Origin of the sequence: Azospirillum sp. B21 (assembly GCF_008364825.1) — a bacterium.
Classification (GTDB): Bacteria; Pseudomonadota; Alphaproteobacteria; order Azospirillales; family Azospirillaceae; genus Azospirillum.
On the sequence record NZ_VTTO01000005.1, the window covers coordinates 275,804 to 295,201 of the forward strand.

The 19,398-nt window shown below is 69.5% G+C and carries 18 protein-coding genes; 4 read left to right on the forward strand and 14 right to left on the reverse strand.

The window, feature by feature from the left end:
- Window positions 1–119: 119 nt before the first annotated feature.
- From FZ983_RS14720 to FZ983_RS14765, 10 genes are all read right to left on the reverse strand, one after another.
- A complete protein-coding gene (locus tag FZ983_RS14720) occupies window positions 120–584 on the reverse strand; it encodes a DUF2946 domain-containing protein (RefSeq protein ID WP_247883758.1) in 465 nt (154 codons plus the stop codon).
- Between the two features lie 108 nt (window positions 585–692).
- On the reverse strand, window positions 693–1,370 hold the full coding sequence (locus FZ983_RS14725) for an ABC transporter ATP-binding protein (protein ID WP_247883759.1): 678 nt from the start codon (window positions 1,368–1,370) through the stop codon (window positions 693–695).
- Between the two features lie 34 nt (window positions 1,371–1,404).
- On the reverse strand, window positions 1,405–2,160 hold the full coding sequence (locus tag FZ983_RS14730) for an ABC transporter permease (RefSeq protein WP_348771051.1): 756 nt from the start codon (window positions 2,158–2,160) through the stop codon (window positions 1,405–1,407).
- A gap of 3 nt (window positions 2,161–2,163) precedes the next feature.
- Window positions 2,164–3,159, reverse strand: coding sequence for an ABC transporter substrate-binding protein (locus tag FZ983_RS14735; RefSeq protein WP_149224263.1), 996 nt, complete (start codon window positions 3,157–3,159; stop codon window positions 2,164–2,166).
- 136 nt (window positions 3,160–3,295) lie between these two features.
- On the reverse strand, window positions 3,296–3,775 hold the full coding sequence (locus FZ983_RS14740) for a cache domain-containing protein (RefSeq protein ID WP_149224264.1): 480 nt from the start codon (window positions 3,773–3,775) through the stop codon (window positions 3,296–3,298).
- A gap of 66 nt (window positions 3,776–3,841) precedes the next feature.
- Window positions 3,842–4,270: a cytochrome c-550 PedF gene (gene pedF, locus FZ983_RS14745; protein WP_211102912.1), complete on the reverse strand. Its 429-nt coding sequence runs from the start codon at window positions 4,268–4,270 to the stop codon at window positions 3,842–3,844.
- Window positions 4,271–4,474: 204 nt separating this feature from the next.
- Window positions 4,475–6,241 (reverse strand): methanol/ethanol family PQQ-dependent dehydrogenase, encoded by a 1,767-nt coding sequence (locus tag FZ983_RS14750; protein WP_149224265.1) that lies wholly within the window; start codon window positions 6,239–6,241, stop codon window positions 4,475–4,477.
- 208 nt (window positions 6,242–6,449) lie between these two features.
- On the reverse strand, window positions 6,450–7,400 hold the full coding sequence (locus FZ983_RS14755; RefSeq protein WP_149224266.1) for a quinoprotein relay system zinc metallohydrolase 1: 951 nt from the start codon (window positions 7,398–7,400) through the stop codon (window positions 6,450–6,452).
- Complete coding sequence (locus FZ983_RS14760; protein WP_149224267.1) at window positions 7,397–8,251, reverse strand: quinoprotein dehydrogenase-associated SoxYZ-like carrier; 855 nt, start codon at window positions 8,249–8,251, stop codon at window positions 7,397–7,399. The genes FZ983_RS14755 and FZ983_RS14760 overlap by 4 nt, the downstream gene beginning before the upstream one ends.
- Before the next feature lie 22 nt (window positions 8,252–8,273).
- Entirely contained in the window at window positions 8,274–9,128 is an 855-nt protein-coding gene (locus FZ983_RS14765; RefSeq protein WP_149224268.1) for a transporter substrate-binding domain-containing protein, read from the reverse strand.
- 221 nt (window positions 9,129–9,349) lie between these two features.
- On the opposite strand from FZ983_RS14765, the gene FZ983_RS14770 reads away from it, so the two are divergent.
- The 4 genes from FZ983_RS14770 to FZ983_RS14785 are packed head-to-tail and all read left to right on the forward strand — an operon-like array spanning window position 9,350 to window position 13,141.
- Window positions 9,350–10,567, forward strand: a complete 1,218-nt coding sequence (locus tag FZ983_RS14770) for an ABC transporter substrate-binding protein (RefSeq protein ID WP_149224269.1) — start codon at window positions 9,350–9,352, stop codon at window positions 10,565–10,567.
- Window positions 10,564–11,544: a YVTN family beta-propeller repeat protein gene (locus tag FZ983_RS14775; protein WP_149224270.1), complete on the forward strand. Its 981-nt coding sequence runs from the start codon at window positions 10,564–10,566 to the stop codon at window positions 11,542–11,544. Before FZ983_RS14770 ends, FZ983_RS14775 begins: the two co-directional genes overlap by 4 nt.
- A gap of 20 nt (window positions 11,545–11,564) precedes the next feature.
- Window positions 11,565–12,341, forward strand: coding sequence for an ABC transporter ATP-binding protein (locus FZ983_RS14780; RefSeq protein ID WP_149224271.1), 777 nt, complete (start codon window positions 11,565–11,567; stop codon window positions 12,339–12,341).
- A complete protein-coding gene (locus tag FZ983_RS14785) occupies window positions 12,338–13,141 on the forward strand; it encodes an ABC transporter permease (RefSeq protein ID WP_149224272.1) in 804 nt (267 codons plus the stop codon). Before FZ983_RS14780 ends, FZ983_RS14785 begins: the two co-directional genes overlap by 4 nt.
- A 4-nt stretch (window positions 13,142–13,145) precedes the next feature.
- Here FZ983_RS14785 and FZ983_RS14790 read toward each other — a convergent pair whose 3' ends face one another.
- From FZ983_RS14790 to FZ983_RS14805, 4 genes are all read right to left on the reverse strand, one after another.
- Window positions 13,146–13,844, reverse strand: a complete 699-nt coding sequence (locus tag FZ983_RS14790) for a 2OG-Fe(II) oxygenase (RefSeq protein WP_149224273.1) — start codon at window positions 13,842–13,844, stop codon at window positions 13,146–13,148.
- On the reverse strand, window positions 13,841–14,947 hold the full coding sequence (gene ada, locus FZ983_RS14795; RefSeq protein ID WP_149224274.1) for a bifunctional DNA-binding transcriptional regulator/O6-methylguanine-DNA methyltransferase Ada: 1,107 nt from the start codon (window positions 14,945–14,947) through the stop codon (window positions 13,841–13,843). Before ada ends, FZ983_RS14790 begins: the two co-directional genes overlap by 4 nt.
- A 95-nt stretch (window positions 14,948–15,042) precedes the next feature.
- Window positions 15,043–18,402: a DEAD/DEAH box helicase gene (locus tag FZ983_RS14800; RefSeq protein ID WP_247883760.1), complete on the reverse strand. Its 3,360-nt coding sequence runs from the start codon at window positions 18,400–18,402 to the stop codon at window positions 15,043–15,045.
- Between the two features lie 190 nt (window positions 18,403–18,592).
- A complete protein-coding gene (locus FZ983_RS14805; protein WP_149224276.1) occupies window positions 18,593–19,378 on the reverse strand; it encodes a hypothetical protein in 786 nt (261 codons plus the stop codon).
- Window positions 19,379–19,398 lie beyond the last annotated feature (20 nt).

Genomic DNA, 19,398 nt, shown 5'->3' on the forward strand with positions numbered 1-19,398 from the left:
ACTTCTTCTCCTGAAGACGGATGTGGGCATGGCATGCGGCCGGCACGGATCCCACCGGGATCGGGGCACGCGATGCGCAGCGAATTGAATGGCTGAATAGGAAGGTCAGGCGTGCGAGATCACGCGTGAGACGGGGGCCCACGGGCCTGGAGCGTCGACAGGAACCAGCCTGCGGCGATGCGCTCGCCCGGCAGCAGGCGGGTGTCGCTGGCGACGGCCATGGCCGGCTCGACCGTCAGGGGCGGCGGCGGCAAGGCAAGCCCGGCGATCAGCGGGCAGAGCGGGCAATGGCCGCTGCCGAAGGGTGTCGGGTCGGAGGTGCCGCCGTGGCCGTCATCGGCGGCATGATCCTCGCCGGTCAAGGCGATGCCGTAATTCGCCGGTCCGAATTCCGCAGGATCGACGTCGATCGTCGCGAAGCCGCCGGCCGAACAGATCTGCAGGGACGTCGTCTCTCCGGTCCCGGCAGCGGCGATCGCGACCGGCAACCAGCCCCAGGCGATGACCTGCAGCAACAACGCGGCCATCCCGGCCAACAGGCCGAGCCTCCGCACCTGCCGCACTGTCCACCGACCGAACGCCATCCGGCTCCGCCGTCTTTCAACACCGCCGGACCGAACCGGCACCGGAGGCACCATAGCGCACCCGGACGGACCGGACGAGGGGGCAAATGCACCGGAAACCGGCAGGGCTCACGCCAGCAGGCGGAAGGCCGGTTCCGGACGGGACAGCAGGTCGCGGCGCAACGCTTCGATGGTGGCATCGTCACGGGCGGCGCGAGGGATGGGCACCGGCACCTCGGCCACCACCCGCCCCGGCGACGGCGCCAGCAGCAGCAGCCGGTCGGCGAGCGCCAGCGCCTCGCGCAGATTGTGCGTCACCAGCAGGACGGTGGTCGGCCGCCGGTCCAGCAATTCCGCCAGCAGAGCGCGCAGCCGGAGCGCCGTCGGCTCGTCCAGTGAAACGAAGGGCTCGTCCATCAGCAACAGGTCCGGTTCCACCACGAAGGCGCGGGCCAGCGCCACCCGCCGCGCCATGCCCAGCGACAGCTGTGTCGGGAAGCGGTCGGCGAAGGGGGTCAGTTCCAGCGCGTCGAGCATGGCGCCGACCGCCGGCCCCCTGCGCTGCGCCTTGGGCAGGACCAGCGCCAGATTCTGCCGCACGGTGCGCCAGGGCAGCAGCCGCGGTTCCTGGAACACATAGCCCAGCCGGGCCGGTTCGCCATCGGGGCGCGTGCCGATGCCGACCTCCCCCTCGAAGGCGCGGTCCAGCCCGGCGACGATACCGAGCGCCGTCGTCTTGCCGCAGCCGCTGGGGCCGACCAGGGCCACGACCTCCCCCGCCGAGGCGGACAGCGACAGGCCGCGCACGGCCTCCACCGCGCCGAAGCGCTTGGAGCGGATCTCAAGCTTCAGCGGGCAAGCGCCGCCAGCGCTGGAAGCGCCGCTCGACCGGTTGGAGGACGCCGTATTCCAAAAGCTGGACCACGGCCACGAACGCGACGGTGTAAGCCAGGATTCCTGCGACATCGAACGTCTGGAAAAGGAGGTTGATCTGGAATCCGACACCGTCGCTGCGGCCCAGCAGTTCGACCACCAGCACGATCTTCCAGATCAGCGCCAGTCCCGACCGCGCGGCAGCGGCGATGGTGGGGGTGAGTTGCGGCAGCAGCACATGGCGCAGCCGGTCGGCGGGCGACATGCGATAGACATGGGCCATGTCGATCAGCCCCTCGTCGATTGCGCGGGCGCCGGCCCGCACCAGGACGACCGTGTTGGGGATCTTGTTGACGGCCACCGCACCGATGGCCGCGGCCTCGGTCAGGCCGAACCAGACATAGGCCAGCACGATCACCACCAGCGCCGGCAGATTCAAAAAGAAGACCAGCCACGGCCCGAACAGCCGGTCGATGAAGAGGGAGCGGCCCATCGCCACCCCCAGCCCGGTGCCGATGGACATGGCGAGCGCGAAGGCGCCCAACACCCGCAGCAGCGTGGCGCCGAGATGGTGGAACAGCGCCCCGCTCTCCGCCTCGCGCAGCAGGGATTGGGCGACCGGCAGAGGCCCCGGCAGCAGGCGTCCGCCGACCAGCATCGCCGCCGCCTGCCAGCAGGCCAGCAGCAGCAGGATCGACAGCAGCGGCATCAGGGCGCGGCGCACCGGCTATGCCCCGCCGGTCCAGAAGGTGCCGGGCGCGATCGTCGACGCGTCGCCGACGAGTTCCCGCCCGCCGAGCCGGGCCAGCAGCGAATAGAGCTGTGCGGCGCCGGCCTGCTCCTCCGCGGTCCAGCGGCGGGGGATGCCCTCGCGGTAGCGGTCGCGCAGGGTGCGGAAGGTGGCGTCGTCCTCCGCCTGCATCAGCGGGGCCAGCCGCTCCCAGGCCGCGTCCGATTGCGCCAGCAGGGCCTTCGCCTTGCCGGTGGCTGCCTGGAATCCGGCAAGCGCGGCCGGGTTGGCGCGCGCCCACTCCTCGCGGAAGACATAGCCGATGGACGGGATGTCCGCCGGCTGGCCCAATGCAGTCAGCATTTCCGACACCGTGACCAGCACGCGCATGCCCCGCGCCTCCAGCCGGGCGGCGAAGGGCCAGTAGGTCAGCACGGCATCGAGGTCGCCGTCGGCAACCTTGCTGTTCAGCAGCGGAGGCGCGCCGAAGAAGGGCTGGGCGTCGCTGTCGAGCGCAAGGCCGTGCCGGTCGCCGGCCAGCGCCTTCAGCAAGAGCCAGCTCTTGTCCAGCGGGCTGCCGGCGACGCCGATGCGCTTGCCGCGCAGGTCGGCGATCCCGGCAATCGCGGAACCGGCCGGCACCACCAGCGCGCCGACGGCGGTGGAATAGGGGATGAAGGACAGCGCCTCCCCCTTCGTCCGCATCCGCGACACCCACAGCCAGTCGGAGACGATGACCTCCACCCCGCCCGCCTGCAGCGCGACCTGCGTGGCCGGATTGCCGGCCAGTTCCACCAGCCGCAAGTCGATCCCCGCCTGCTCGTCGAAGCGGTTGGCGCGGACGGTGTCGAGTTCCCAACTGACCGTTCCGAACTTCAGCACCCCGGCGCGGACCACCGGCCGCTCGGCGGCGAATCCGGGTCGGAGCGCGGCCGACGCAGCAAGCGCGCCGGCGGCCAGCAGCGTCGCCCGTCTCGTACAGCCTGCCGACATGGTCCGGTCCCCGGCGTCTGGTTGAACCCTCAGTCTAGGGGCATTGCAGATGGTTCGTATATTCAACGATAGGAGGATGGGGCGGACTATGCGGAGGTGCCGGCCTTCGCCTCCCCCGCTCCGCCCCGCAGCACCGTCACTGGTCGTAGGTTCCCGCCCCGACGATGTAGTTGCCGTCGCGGGTGACGTAGGAATGCTTGTGCTCGACCTTGTTGCTCTGGCGGTTCAGCCAGACATAGTCGATGACGGCGCTCGGCTTGTCCTTGGTCTCGGTGATCATCGCTTGAACGATGGGCTTGCCTTCGGCGTCCTTCAGGTCGGCGGCCTCGGAACCGGCAAGGCGCGGGTTGGCACCGGAGGCCACGTAACGGCCGTTGGTGTCGAAGACGAAGACATACAGCTCGCCACGGCGGAAGCTGCCCTTCGGGTCCTGGAACGCCTTGGTGGCTTCCTCCGGTCCCTTGGCCTTCAGATAGGCGACGGCGTCGGCGACCAGCGACTTGGCCTGTTCGGGGCTGGCGCGGTCGGCGGCGAAGGACGTGGCGGCCGGTGCGGTCAGCAGGGCCGCGGTGATGGCGACCAAGGAAGCGGTTCTGCGAATGGTTCTGCGAATCATGGATGACCACCTTCAGGGAAGTAAAACGGGATCGGGAACCGGCGCTTGGTGACCGGTGGCGGGGGATCACTCCTCGTGCACGGTTTCCAGCCAGGAGCGGATCGACCACAGCGCCTCCTGCCCCAGCGCCTCGCCGAAGGCCGGCATGTAGGTGACGCCGTTGCGGATGGATCCGTTGATCACACGCTCCTTGAACCACTCGTCGCCGGCATCGCCCTTCTCCAGATAGCGCAGGTCGGGGGCGATGCCGCCGGACACCGCACCCAGACCATGACAGCGCGCGCAATTCTGGTTGAAGGCGGAGGAGCCGATCTCGATGGCGCGCTGGTTGCTGCGGTATGGGTTGCTGTCGCGCCACTTGTCGCCCAGCTTCTCCAACCCGGTGGTATCGACCGCCTGCGGCACGACATCGCCATGGACGTAGACAAGGCCGGGGAGCGCCACGGCACCGATCAGACCAACAGCGGCTGCAATTCGAAGAATCCGTGCATTCATGGGTAAGACGTTCCCTCTGTTTCTCGCCGCCCTGCGGCTTCTGCTTCGCATGAGCGGACGTTATCAGCAGTGGGGCAGGCAAATAATTGGACTATGGTAGGACACAGCAGAACAGGGAGATAATTCAACTGGACGACTTCTCAAAATGGAAACAAGCGGACCGGATTGCTCCGGTCCGCTCCTTCCCTTCCAGTCCTGGACCAATCAGGCCTTGGGCAGCTTGAAGACCCAGAGCGAGCCGCCCTGGTTGATGTCCTTCACCAGCTTGGCGACGTCGCCGCCCCACAGCGGCACGGCGCCGCCCCAGCCGGAGACGACGGCGACATACTGCTCGCCATCCATCTTCCAGGTGACCGGGCTGCCGACCACGCCGGAGCCGGTCTGGAACTTCCAGACCTCCTGACCCGACTTGGCGTCGAAGGCCTTCAGGAAGCCTTCCGGCGTGCCGGTGAAGACGAGGTTGCCGGCGGTGGTCAGGACGCCGCCCCACAGCGGGGCCGGGTTCTTGTATTCCCAAACGATCTTGCCGGTCTTCGGATCGACCGCGCGCAGCGCGCCGATGTAATCGTCATAGAGCGGCTTGATGGTGAAGCCGGCGCCGAGATAGGCCGCACCCTTCTTGTAGGTGATCGGCTCGTTCCAGATGTCCATGCCCCACTCGTTGGCCGGGACATAGAACAGATCGGTCTGCGGGTTGTAGGCCATCGGCATCCAGTTCTTGGCACCCAGGAAGGCGGGGGCCGCGAAGACCGACTTGCCCTTGGCATCGCCGCTGCCCTCGGTCGGGGCGCCCGGACGGTTTTCGTCGACGTAGATCGGACGGCCGGTCTCGATGTCGATACCCTTGGCCCAAGTGATCTTGGTGACGAAAGGCGTGGCGTTGATCAGTTTGCCGGTGTTGCGGTCGATGACGTAGAAGAAGCCGTTGCGGTCGGCCTTGCCGCCGGCCTTGATCACCTTGCCGTCCTTCTTCAGGTCGAAGGACACGAATTCGTTCACACCGTCGAAGTCCCAGCCGTCATGCGGCGTGGTCTGGTAGTGCCACTTGATCTCGCCATTGTCCGGATTGATGGCGAGCGTGGAGGAGGTGTAGAGGTTGTCGCCGGGGCGCAGGTGCGAATTCCACGGCGCCGGGTTGCCGGTGCCGAAGAACAGGCTCTTGGTCTCCGGATCGTAGGTGCCGCCCAGCCAGGTGGCGCCGCCGCCGGTCTTGTACATGTCGCCCGGCCAGCTGGCGTTGGTCTTGCCGGTGACGGTCGACTCCTTGCCGTTCAGCGTCCCCATGTTGCCTTCGATGGTCGGGCGCTGCCAGACCAGCTCGCCCGTCTCGGCATCGCGGGCCTCGACCATGCCGATCACGCCGAACTCGCCGCCGGAATTGCCGGTGATGATCTTGCCGTCGACGATCATCGGGGCGGCGGTGTTGGAATAGCCTTCCTTGTAGTCCTGCAGCTTCTTGTTCCAGACGACCTTGCCGGTCTCGCGGTTCAGCGCGACGAGGCGGGCGTCCAGCGTGGCGAAATAGATCTTGTCCTTGTAGATCGCCGCACCGCGGTTCACCACGTCGCAGCAGGGCATGATGCCGTCGGGCAGGCGGTGGTTGTATTCCCACTTCTTCTGGCCGGTGCGGGCATCGACCGCATAGAGGCGGGAGTAGGAGCCGGTGACGTAGATGGTGCCGTCATAGATGATGGGCTGGGCTTCCTGTCCGCGCTGCTTCTCGCCGCCGAAGGAGAAGGACCAGACCGGGACCAGCTTCTTGACGGTGTCGGCGTTCAGGTCGGTCAGCGGGCTGAAGCGCTGGGCCTGCGGACCCATGCCATAGGTCAGGACCGCTTCGGTGTTGGTGGCGCTCTTCAGCAGATCCTCGTTGGAGGGGCCACTGGAGGGGGCGTCTGCGGCGAGAACGCCGGTGGCGCTGAACGCGGTCAGCGAGGCTGCCAGGGCGAGACTTGTAACCAGACGCTTCATGTGCGGTTGCCTCCCAATACTGATGATGACGGCACCGCCCGGGCAAGGTCCGACCGTTGCCGCAGGACGGGCGGGTCCGGCGGTGCTGGGCGGGATCGGGGCGGCAATCAGGATGTTGGCGGCCGCAAGGGCCGCGTCGCTTCACGATATCGGCAGTGTAGACGGATGATCGGTCGGGTAAATTGTCGGATAGTAGCAGGCGCAAGCGTCAATTGACTTTGGGAAGGCTCTCCTGCTCGATCTTCGGCCAGAGATGGGCGACGGAGCGGCGATACTCTTCGCGCAGCACGTCGAGCACTGCGAAGCGCTCGGGTATTGGCAGTTCCAGCGCTTCCGCCATGTCCATGCCGGAGTCCATCGCATGGCGCAGCGTGCCGTCCAGCCAGGTCAGCCAGTCGCGGGTCTGGGCGACGCAGGCCTTGTCGGGGCGGATGTTGCCGTGGTTGGGCACCAGCAGCCGGATGTCCAGCGCATCCACCGCATCCAGTTCCTTCAGCCAGTCGGCGATGGAGGCATGGGGCGTGGTCGGGGTGCGGTTGCAGAAGACGACGCCGCCGGCGAACAGCACGCCCGTCGTCTCGTCCAGGATCATCAGGTCGGCGGCGGTGTGGCCGGCCAGCGGGATCAGCCGCAGCCGGTGGTCGCCGAACTTGACGGTGGAGCCATAGACCGGCTCGGTCGGCACCGTCACCTCGGTCCCGCGCATCCAGTCGCCGACCAGCCGGTACATGTTGTCGGCGATGCCGTTCCCCTCCTCCTGGATGCCGGCGATGGTGCCGGGCAGTGCCGCGACCGGCACGTCGGCGAAGGCCTGGGAGCCCAGCCAGTAATCGGGGTGCAGGTTGCTGATGAAGACCTTGCGGATCGGCTTGTCGGTGACCTTGCGGATGGCGGCGCGCATCTCCTCGCCATAGCGGCGGGATGGGCCGGTCTGGATGACGATCACCCCGTCGGAGGTGACGATGAAGCCGGAATTCAGGATGTTGCCGCCGTTGGCACGGGTGAAATGCTTGGTCGATCCCTCGAACACATAGGTGTCGGGGGCAATGCGTGTCGGCTTCAGGTCGTAGGTCAGCGGGCCGGCGGCCTGGGCGGCGGTCGCGAGACCTGCGGTTAAAGCGGCGGCGAGCGCCAGCCGGCGCAGGAGCTTCATCGTCATTGCCCAACGCTCCGCATTGGATCGGTCGGGCGCAGCGTCATCGCCGGCCGGGCGCCGGGCGGCGGCATCGGGATGATCGCGTCGATCTCGCCGCCCTGGTTGTCGCGGCCGCGCAGCACCAGCGCCTTGGCGTCCGGCGGCGGGCGGACGTCCAGCGAATAGACCGGGTTCTCCGACACCGGCTCCAGGCTGTCGATCCGCGCCAGTTCGGCCGGGCCGCCGGGGGTCTGCGCCTGCACCGTCAGGGTCTCGACGAAGAAGGCGGGGATGCCGTCGACAAGGCCGGTGTCATTGGGATGGCGGATGCGCAGCCGCAGCCGTGCCACCCCGTCCGAATCCGCCGGCCACAGCCGGGCCTGCACCTTGCCGACATGGTCGGCCCAATCCTTCTGCGCATAGGACACCGGCGGGGCGCTGCAGCCGCCGCCCGCCGCATCGACCAGGACGCCCGACACATGCCACACGCCGTCTGCGGTCCGCGCCGCGCCGCGCACGGCGGTCGCCTGCTGGATCTTGATGCGGGTGGCGATGTAGGGCGCGGCAGTGCCGGGGTGATAGCGCAGGATCAGCGGAAAGGGGTTGAGGTCGGCAATCGCCAGCATCTCCACCACCTGTCCCAGGGCGGTGGCGTCGACGGACAGCGGCACCGCACGGGTGTCTTCCGCCGAGGCCGGGGCGGTGACCTTCACGGCATTGTCGAACACCACCGGCGCGTCGGCGAAATACTGCTCGCGCAACGCCTCCCACATCACGGAGCCGAGCGGGTCGGACGGAGAGGGCGCGGCGAATGCCGGAGTGGCTGCCGCCAGCAGCGCTGCGGTCAGGTGGCTTCCGAGCAAGGCGTGTCGCATGCCGTTCCTCCCCATCGTCCCCTCACTCCACCAGCGGAGGCGGGGTGTGGGTGGCGCCGTAGCTGGCGAAAATCTTCGCCATCGTTCCGTCCTCGGTCAGGGCGGTCACCGCGTCGCCGATGGCATAGACGAGGTCGCGGGAGTTCTCCTTGGTCGCCATGCCGACGTTCCAGCTCGACGTCATCATTCCAGGCAGGGTCACGGTGGTGATGGGGAACTGCTCCGCCCGCGCGCCCAATGCCGCCTGCACCTGGCTGAGCGGCGCCAGCACCGCGGCGGCCTCGCCGGATGTCAGCTTCTCCACGGCGGCCTCGGGCGTCGGGCAGTGGATGACGTGGCTGCGCAGCCGGCCGCCCTGCAGGCCCAGCAGGAAGAAGTCGGGGATGCTGTCGATCTCCACCGCGATCGGTTCCTCCGGCAGGGTCGCCAGCATGGCGGAGCGCACCCGCTGCGGATCGCGGGCCAGGGCGAACACCTCGTGATGGTAGGGGCCGAACAGCACCGCTTCCGGGTTCATCAGGCCGAACTGCTTGTCATAGGGGATGTGCATCATGATGTCGGCCAGCTCGCCGCCGAACAGGCTGCCGCGCCAGACCGCGACGCGCAGGTCGTCGGACACGGTCTCCCCGGCGATCTGCTCCACGATGTCGGCTTTCACGCCCAGCTTTCCCGCGATGGCACGGGCAAGGTCCACGTCGATGCCGACCAGGGTCCCGTCCTGCTGGAAGGAGAAGGGCCGGAAATCGCGGTAGACTGCGACGCGCAGCCGGCCGCGCTCCATCACCTCGTCCAGCGGACGGGCGGAGGCGCCGCGCGGAAGCGCCGCCACGGATGCGGCAAGCCCGGAGAGAAAGCAGCGGCGGGTCACGGGCGCCATCGGAGGTTCCGGCAGTGGTTTCCTGATCGGATGGAAGGCCAGGATAGCAATCGGTCAGTAACGCCAATAATTGGACTTTCGTACAAGACAGTGTGTGGCCGTGATCGGCCGGCGGACCCCTCGGCCCGCTGGACGGCCGTCCATCCTCCCATAGTCGCATTCCGGAGACCGGTTTCGCCGGATAGGCTGCACTCCAAACTGTTTGCGTTCCGACGGATACGATGACGAAACCCCGCCTGCTCCACAGTCTGTCACTGGCCGCGCTTGGCGTCGTTCTGCTGGCCGGCACGCCCGCCGCCGCACAGCAGAATGCCGGCGCGGATGCCGGCGAGATCCGCATCGGCTTTCTGTCGCAGACGCCGGAACCGCCACCCTACGTCGCCAATCCGGACGAGCCGGCGGCGGACGACGGGCTGGCCGGCGCCACGCTCGCCATCGCCGACAACAACACGACCGGCAAGTTCCTCAAGCAGTCCTTCGTGCTGGACAGCGTGGAGGTCCCACCGGACGGCGACGCCGCGGCGGCCCTGCGTGAGTTGGCGGGGCGCGGCGGCCGCTTCGTCGTCGTCGACGCGCCAGGTGCGACGGTGGAAGCGCTGTCGAAGCTGCCGGAGGCGCGCAACGTGATGCTTCTGAACGCCAACGCGCCCGACGATTCCCTGCGCGGCGCAGCCTGTGCGCCCAATCTGCTGCATGTGGCACCCAGCCGGGCGATGCTGGCCGATGCTCTGGGGCAATATCTGGTGAAGAAACGCTGGCCGCGCTGGTTCCTCGTCACCGGTCGCCGGGCCGAGGACAAGCTTTATGCCGACGCGGTCCGCCGCACCGCCAAGCGCGTCGGCGCCCAGATCGTGGCGGAGAAGGACTGGACCGCCGACAGCGACGTGAATCGCACGGCAGAGGCGGAAATCCCCGTCTTCACCCAGGCCAAATCCTACGACGTGCTGATCGTCGCCGACGAGGTCGGGGAGTTCGGCGATTACCTGTCCTATCGCACCGCCGATCCGCGCCCGGTGGCCGGCACCCAGGGGCTGGTTCCCACGGTCTGGCACCGCACCCACGAACAATGGGGGGCGGCACAACTGCAATCCCGCTTCAAGTCGGCGGCAAAGCGCCCGATGACCGCCCGCGACCACAATGTCTGGACCGCCGTCCGCGTGGTGGGGGAGGCGGCGGCCCGTGCCCGCACCGCCGACCCGGATCGGTTGATCGCCTTCATCCAATCGCCCGACTTCACCATGTCCGCCTTCCGGGGCGCACCGCTTACCGTGCGTCCGTGGGACGGGCAGCTGCGCCAGCCGGTGCTGTTGGCGGCCGACCGCTCGGTCGTGTCGGTGTCGCCGCAGGAGGGGTTCCTGCACCCGCGGACCGAACTGGACAGCCTGGGTTACGACCAACCTGAAACGCTCTGCAAGACGCGAGGGAAAAAGACGCCATGACATCCGCCCGCCTGCCCTGGTTGCCCTTTACGGCTTCCCTGCTGACCGCCTTCCTGGCGTCCGCCGCGTCGGCCCAGACCATCTATGTGTCGAACGAGAAGGACAACAGCCTGTCGGTGATCGACGGTAAGACGCTGGCGGTGGTCGACACCATCAAGGTCGGCAAGCGCCCGCGCGGCATCACCCTGTCGAAGGACGGCACCCAGCTGTTCATCTGCGCCAGCGACGACCATGCGGTGCAGGTTCTTGACCTCGCCAGCAGGAAGGTCGTCCACAACCTGCCCTCCGGCGAGGATCCGGAACAGTTCGCGCTGAGCCCCGACGGCAAGAGCCTGTTCATCGCCAACGAGGACAGCAACGTCGTCACCGTGGTCGACGTGCCCTCGCGCAAGGTCGCCTTCCAGGTCGATGTCGGGGTGGAGCCGGAAGGGATGGACGTCAGCCCCGATGGACGCTGGGCCGTCAACACGTCCGAGACCACCAGCATGGTCCACTGGATCGACGTGGAGAAGCGGCAGGTCACAGACAACACCCTGGTTGGCCCCCGCCCGCGCCATGCGGAGTTCACCAAGGACGGCGCGCAGTTGTGGGTGTCGTCGGAGATCGGCGGCACCGTCAGCGTCATCGACACCGCCACGCGGCAGGTCGCGAAGACCATCGATTTCCACATCAAGGGCGTCGCCAAGGACCGCATCCAGCCGGTGGGCGTCAAGCTGACCGACGACGGCCGCCATGCCTTCGTGGCGCTCGGGCCGGCCAACCATGTCGCGGTGGTGGACGCCAAGACCTTCGAAGTGAAGAATTACCTGCTGGTCGGCCGCCGCGTTTGGCATCTGGCGCTGACGCCCGACCAGAAGACGCTCTACACCACCAACGGGGTCAGCAGCGACGTGTCGGTGATCGACGTCGACAGCCTGAAGGTGACGAAGTCGATCAAGGTCGGCCGCTATCCCTGGGGCGTCGTCGTCAAGGGGTGATGGGAAGAGGGAGCAGCAGGATGACGGTGCCGGCACTGGAGGTGGAGGGGCTGCGCCACAGCTATGGCGGGGAGCGCCATGCGCTGGAGGATATCGGATTCCGCGTGATGCCGGGCGCCTTCACCTGCCTGCTCGGCCCCAACGGGGCGGGGAAAAGCACGCTGTTCGCGCTGGCCACCGGACTACTACAGCCCAACTCGGGCAGGGTGCGAATCCATGGCCACGACGTGGCGCAGGCGCCCGGCGATGCGTTGGCCCGGCTGGGGGTGGTGTTCCAGCAGCCGACGCTGGACCTCGACCTGACGGTGGTGCAGAACCTGCGCTATTTCGCGGCGCTGCACGGCATTGGCCGGCGCGAGGCCGACCGGCGGATCGAGACGGAGCTGACCCGCCTGTCCCTGTTTGAACGGCGGGGCGAGAAGGTCCGCGCGCTGAACGGCGGGCATCGCCGGCGAGTGGAGATCGCCCGCGCCCTGCTGCACCGCCCGTCCCTGCTTTTGCTGGACGAACCGACGGTCGGGCTGGACATTCCCGCCCGCCGCACCTTGATCCGCCATGTCCATGCGCTGTGCGCTGAGAACGGCATCGCGGTGTTGTGGGCCACCCACCTGATCGACGAGATCGACCCTGCCACCGACCATGTCGTGGTCCTGCACCGCGGCCGGGTGCGGGCCAGCGGCCCGGTCGCCGCGGTGAATGCCGAGACCGGCTGCGCCACGGTGGCGGAGAGTTTCGACCGGCTGACCGCAGCAAGGCCAGTCACCGATGTGGGTGCAAATGCGGAGGCCGCGGCATGAGCGGATGGTGGATCGCCTTCCAGGGAATCGTCGCGCGTGAGGTTCTGCGCTTCGTCCACCAGCGCGAACGCTTTCTCGGCGCGCTGGTCCGGCCGCTGGTCTGGCTGTTCGTCTTCGCGGCAGGCTTCCGGGCGGCGCTCGGCATCGCCATCATCCCGCCTTACGAGACCTACATCCCCTACGAGACCTACATCGTGCCGGGGCTGATCGGCATGATCCAGCTGTTCAACGGCATGCAGGGCTCGCTGTCGATGGTCTACGACCGCGAGATGGGCAGCATGCGCATCCTGCTGACCAGCCCGCTGCCGCGCGGCTTCCTGCTGCTGGCGCGGCTCTTGGGCGGGGTGGTGGTGTCGGTGCTGCAGGTGGCGGCCTTCCTGCTGATCGTCCGGCTCTACGGCATCGACCTGCCGGCCTGGGCGCCGCTGACCGTGCTGCCGGCCCTGCTGCTGAATGGGCTGATGCTGGGCGCGCTGGGCATGGTGCTGGCCTCCACCATCCGGCAGCTGGAGAATTTCGCCGGGGTGATGAATTTCGTCGTCTTCCCCCTGTTCTTCCTGTCCTCCGCCCTCTATCCGCTCTACCGCATGGAGGAGGCCGGGCCGCTGCTGTGGTGGCTGTGCAGCCTGAACCCCTTCACCCATGGGGTGGAGCTGATCCGCTTCGCGCTGTACGGGCAGGTGGATGGGCTGGCGCTGGCGGTCGTCACCGGCGCCACCCTGCTGTTCGCGGCGCTGGCGGTGCGCGGCTACTCCCCCGCCCGCGGCATGGGATCGCGGGCGCCGTCGGCGGCCGGATGAAACTTCACGCCGCGTCGTGGAAGATGATGCCCAGCGTGTAGCGTTCGCCCGACCTGACCGGGCTGACGCCGTGGCGGTGGCGGACGCGGAAGGGGCCGCGGCTGCCCTGGACCGGGCGCTGATCCACGGCGAAGATCACGCCCTCCCCCAGCCCCAGCGGCACGACGGTGGCACGCGACTGCATGCGCGGGCGCTGTTCGGTCAGCACGAACTCGCCGCCGGTGAAGCCGCTGCCGGGCTCCGACAGCAGGATGGCGATCTGCAGCGGGAACACCGTCTCGCCATAGAGATCCTGGTGCAGGCAGTTGTAGTCGCCGGGGCCATATTTCAGCAGAAGCGGCGTCGGGCGCGTCTGTCCCGCGGCGTGGCAGCGCTCCAGAAACTCCGCATGCTCCGCCGGATAGCGGGTGTCGAGCCCCATCGCCGCGGCCCAGCGGTTGGCGACCGGCGCCAGCCGGCGGTAGAGCGGCGCCCGCAGGGCAGCGATCGGGTCCGGCAGCGGGTGGGTGAAATATTTGTATTCCCCCTTGCCGAAGCCGTGCCGCTCCATCACCACCCGGCTGCGGAAGGGGGCGTCCTGCGGGTAGAGGCCGGCCAGCGCCGCACAGGTCCCGGCATCCAGAAGCGGCCCGGTCAGGGCATAGCCGGCGGTGTCGAGGTCCGCCCCGATGCGGTCCCAGTCCAGATTATCCACCGCCGTCACCGCGCCAACTCCTTGCGGTCTTCCGCCCTTTCCCTTTCCAGCAGGTCGCGCTTGCGCTCCACGCCCCAGCGGTAGCCGGACAGACCGCCGTCGGAGCGCACCACCCGGTGGCAGGGGATCGCCACCGCCAGCGGGTTGGCGCCGCAGGCCCGCGCCACCGCCCGCACCGCCGCCGGCTCGCCGATGGCACGGGCGATCTCGGCATAGCTGGCGGTTCGCCCGGCCGGGATCGCGCGCAATGCCTGCCAGACCCGCTGCTGGAAGGCGGTGCCGCCGATGTCCAGCGGCAGGGCCAGCCCGGTTCCCGGCGCCTCAACCAGCCCCACCACCTGTGCCACGGTCGCCTCGAATCCGGCGTCGCCGCCGATCAGCTCGGCCTTGGGGAAGCGGTCCTGCAGGTCGCGCAGCAACGCCTCCGGATCGTCGCCCAGCAGGATGGCGCAGACCCCGCGCTCCGTCGCCGCCACCAGGATGGAGCCCAGCGAGCAGACACCGACCGCGAAGCGGATCGCCTCCCCCACCCCGCCGCGGCGGTAGGCGGTGGGCGTCATGCCCAGCCTCGCCCCCGCCGTCTCGTAGAAACGGCCGGACGAGCCATAGCCGGCCTCATAGATCGCCTCGGTCACGCTGCCCGCCTCCTGAAGCGAGCCGGCAACGCGGGCGGCGCGGCGGGCTTCGGCATAGGCGCGCGGGGTGACGCCGGTCGCCTGCTTGAAGATGCGGTGGAAATGATGCGGGCTGAGCCCGGCGGCGGCGGCAAGCTGGTCCAGCGGCGGCACCTCCTCCGCCTCCTCGATCAGGCGGCAGGCGCGGGCGACGGCCTCGGCCCGCCGCTCGGCCTGGCTCGGGCCGTCCGGGCGGCAGCGCTTGCAGGGGCGGAAGCCCGCCCGTTCGGCCTCGGCATTGGTGTCGTAGAATGCGACATTCTCCGGCCGGGCCGGGCGCGCGGCACAGCTGGGACGGCAATAGACGCCGGTGCTGCGGACCGCATAGACGAACCGCCCGTCGGCGGCGGGATCGCGGCGGCGCAAGGCGTCCCAACGGCCGGCGTCGGTGTCGGTATCGGCGATGGCGGGTGCAACGGTATCGAGTGCGACGGTCATCTGTCCCTCTCCCTCCTCGAACCATACAGGCATCGAGACGTGTTGAGGGGGCAATCTGGGCCGGCAGACAACACCGCGCACTCCGCCGCTTGCTTTCAAATTGCGCTTTCCTTCTTCCTCCTCTGCGCCTTGCGGACAATCGCCTCGATGCAGTCCAGCACCCGTTCGGCGTTGGCGAGCCGCCCGTCGGCGTCGGGGGCCTCCAGCGCGGCGGTCAAACGGTCGTCCTGGGCGCGCAGCAGGCCCTTGGAGCGCTTGGCCAACGTCGCCGCCCGCTTCTCGGCGCGCTCCCCGCGCAGGGTCGCCGCCACCCCGGCCGGACCGCAGCCGAGGGAGGCGATCCCCAGCGCCCGGCAGCGGCAGCGCAGCGACGCCACGGCCAGCAGGCGCTCCACCGGGTCAGGCAGCGGGCCGAAACGGTCCTCCATCTCCTCGCGAAGGGCGTCCAGCTCGCCGGCCTCGCGGGTGCGGGCGATGCGACGGTGCAGGCCGATGCGCAGCTCCTCCTCCGGGATGTAGGCGGCGGGGATGCAGTGCGGCACCGCCACCGTCACCTCCGGGTCCCAGCGCTCGTCCGGCTGGCGGCGCAGCGACCGCAGGGCGTCGGCCAGGATGCGCTGGTACAGCTCCGTCCCCACCGCGCGCAGATGGCCGGTCTGGTCCTCGCCCAGCAGGTCGCCCGCCCCGCGCTGGTCGAGGTCGAGCATACTCAGCACGAAGCCGCCGCCCAGGCTCTCGATCACCTCCAGGGAGCCGAGCCGGCGGGCCGCACGCTCCTCCAGCGGGTGGTCGGGATCGGTCAGCAGATAGGCGTAGCCCTGGACCGCACCGCGCCCCACCCGGCCGCGCAGCTGGTGCAGCTGGCCCAGCCCGAACAGGTCGGGTCGGAACAGCAGCAGCGTGTTGGCGCGCGGGATGTCGATGCCGGATTCGATGATCGGCGTCGACAGCAGGATGTCGCTTTCGCCATCGACGAAGCCCATCACCGCATCGTCCAGCGCCGCCGCCCCCAGCCGGCCATGCGCGGTCGCGATGCGCGCGGCCGGCACGAGGTCCCGGATCCACTCCTCCAACTCGCCCAGGTCGGCGATGCGGGGGGTGACGCAGAAGGCCTGCCCGCCGCGGCCGAGTTCGCGTGCCAGGGCGGCACGGGCCGTGGTGGGATCGCGCGGGGTCACGGCGGTGCGCACAGGGCGGCGGCGGGCCGGCGGCGTGTCGATGATGCTGAGCCCGCGCAGGCCCGCCAACGCCCCCTGCAGCGTGCGCGGAATCGGCGTGGCGCTCAGCGCCAGGCTGTGGACGCCCTTGGTCCGCCGCTTCAGCGCCTGCTTCTGCGCAGCGCCGAAACGCTGCTCCTCGTCCACCACCATCAGGCCCAGGCGCTGGAAACTGACATCCTTGGACAGCAGCGCATGGGTGCCGATGACGATGTCCACCGATCCGTCGGCCAGCCCGGCGCGCACCCGCTCGCCGTCTGCCTTGGTCAAGGAGCCGGTCAAGGGCTCCACCGTCAGGCCGAAGCCGGCGAAGCGGCGGCGGAACACGTCCAGATGCTGGCGCGCGAGGACGGAGGTCGGGGCCATCACCGCCACCTGATGGCCGGCGAAGGCGACGGCTGCCGCCGCACGCAATGCCACCTCCGTCTTGCCGTATCCGACGTCGGCGCAGACCAGATGGTCCATCGGGTGACCCTGCCGCATGGCGTCGAGAACGGACCGGATGGCGTGATGCTGCCCCTCCGTCAGGTCGAAGCCGAACCGGGCGCCGAAGCGGCGCATGCGGTCGGCCGGCGGGTCGATGACCGGTGCCGTCTCCCGCGCGCGGCGGCGGGCTTCGCGCAGGATGCCCTTGGCGGTCTCGCCGATCTCCGCCTCCAGCACCGCGCGGCGATCCAGCCAGTGGGCGTTCTTCAGGCTGTCGAGACGGGCGCCGGTGTCGGCCGAGCCATGCCGCCACAGCCGGTCGAAGTCGGAGGTCGGGACCAGCAGCCGGTCGTCATGGGCATAGTCCAGCACCAGGAAGTCGGCGGTCGTCTCCCCGCCCGCGCCGTCGTCGGACGCGATGCTTTCCAGCCCGACCAGTTGGCCGATGCCGTAATCCAGATGGACGACGAAGTCGCCGGGCGACAGTTCCGACGGCGCCAGCGGCGGCCGGGCCGGCGTTTCTCTGCCCGCGTCCCCGGCATGGCGCGGCGCCACCAGCACGGTCATGCCGTCACAGACGAAACCCCCACCCGTCCGCATCGCCAGCACGGCGCAGCCGCCCGGCGCGAGCGGCGGATCCGGCCAACGGTCCAGGCGTGGCACCGGCCGCCCCAACGCCGCCCCCGCCCGCTCCGCCAGACGGTCCGCTTCGTCGGGTCCGCCACCGGGGTGGGCGGCGAGCAGCACGGCGCCGCCTTCTCCGACCAGACCTGCCGCCCGGCGCAGCAGCGTGCGCTCGGTCCGCACAGCCTCCACCGCCGGCCCGGTCGTCACCTCCACCGGCAGCACGGTGCGGGCGGCGAGCCTTTCGTCGAGGGAGTCGGCATCGATCAGGCGTCGCTCCAGCACCGGCACCGGCAGGATGCAGGCGTCGTCGCGGCGGATGCGGCGGTCTGGACCGGACCCGGCCAGATCGTCGGCCCGCGCCTCGATGCGGTCGCGCGCGCCGGCATCCAGAACCACCAGCGCGCCCGGCAGCAGGTCCAGCAGCAGCGGGCACTCTTCGAAGACATTGGGAAGCTGAAGATCGAAGGCATAGGGGCGCCGCCCCTCCTCCAGATCCCGCCGCAGATCCTCCGGCAGGACATAGCCCAGCTTCGCGAGGTTGGCCGTCAGCCGGTTGAGCATCTCCGGCCCGACGATCAGGTCGGTGACCGGACCAAGCGTGACCTCGTCGATGGAGGCGATGGAGCGCTGGGAAACCGGATCGAACAGCCGCAATTCGCGCACCACCCCATCGGCGATGTCGCAGCGGACCGGCCGGTCACCGTCGCCGGGGAAGACCTCCACCACCGCACCGCGGATCGCCGCCTCGCCGGGTTCGTCGACCCGCTCGTCCAGCACATAGCCGGCCTTTGCGAACCAACTGCGCCACGCCGCCTCGTCATAGGTCATGCCGCGGGTCACGTGGAACCGTGCGCCCGTCCAAGCATCAGGCGACGGCAGCCGTTGCAGGGCGAGGTCGGCCGAGGCCACCACCAGCCGGCCGGCAGCCGGCGCCGCCTCTTCGGCGAGCCGCATCAGCCCGGCGGCGCGGCGCCCCAGCACGGCGCGCGACGGCGCGGCACGGTCCCCGGCAGCCGTCTCGTCGATGGGCAGCAGAACGACGTCCAGGTCGGGTGCGATGTCGCCGGCAAGGCGGGCCAGACGCGCCGCACGACCGTCACTGCGCGCAAGCAGCAGGACACCGCCGGGACGGCGGGCGAGCGCCGCCAGCCGGATGGCCAGTTCGCCTTCGCTCTGGACGGTCAAGGCTGCCGGAGGCTGCGGGGAAGGCGGCGCCTCGGGAGACGGATCGGCGACGGGAACTCCGTCAAGCATGATGGGCAGACATGGCGGGAAGGCTCCGGTCGGTGACACGGTGCGGCAGGAGGGCCGCAGGGTGTCAACACCGCCAAGTCCCTCCGGTTGCCTACCCTTCAGTCTAGCGGAACCTTCCCGGTCAATGCAGCGTCAACCAGCCGACCAGCACGGCGATAAAGGCGCCGGCCGTCGATCCCAGCACGGTCAGCAGCGGCGACCAGCCCGCCCCGCTGTTCTTTTCGGCTGAGTTGCCATCCAGCCCACGCAGGGTCTGGTCCATCCGCATCAGGAACACTTCAAGGCCGCCGACGCGCTCGGTCAGGTCCTGCAGGGCGGCGGCAAGGGCATCCGTCCGCTCCGCCTGCGTGGTCTCCAGGCGGGTCGCGTCGCTGCGGAGTGCCGTCACTCCTTCGCCGGCATCGCGCAGAAGCCGGCCGATGGTCTGCTGGGCGGCGGCGAGTTGGCGCTGGTCGCGGCGAAGCGCGTCGATCCGCTCGCCGATGCGCTGCAGATGCGGTCCCAGCAGGCGGTCGAGCCGCTGGTCCTCCGGGTTGGGCTGCGCGAATGTCGCCGTCTCGCCGGTGGAGGGCGAGCGGACGACCGCCACCACCCGCGACGGATCGGCCCCGTCGGGCAGGGTCAGTTCGGCTTCGAAGGCGTGCGCGCCGTCACCGATGCCGCCGCCTTCCAGATCGGGCCGCGGCCGGTCAGCCAGCACCCGCGCCAGCGTCACCGGCGGACCGCCGTCCCGCTCCAGCCGCAGTTCCACCTCCATCCGGTCGCCGGGATGGTTGCCGTCCCAGCCCCAGCCGAAGACGCGCCCGCCCTGCAGGGCGTCGATATGGCCGACGATCGCAGCCCCCTGCGGCGCCTCGGCCGCGGGAGCGGGGTCGTGAAGCTCGACGATCTTGGCGGTGGCGGACATGGGACCCGTTCCGGTTGGTT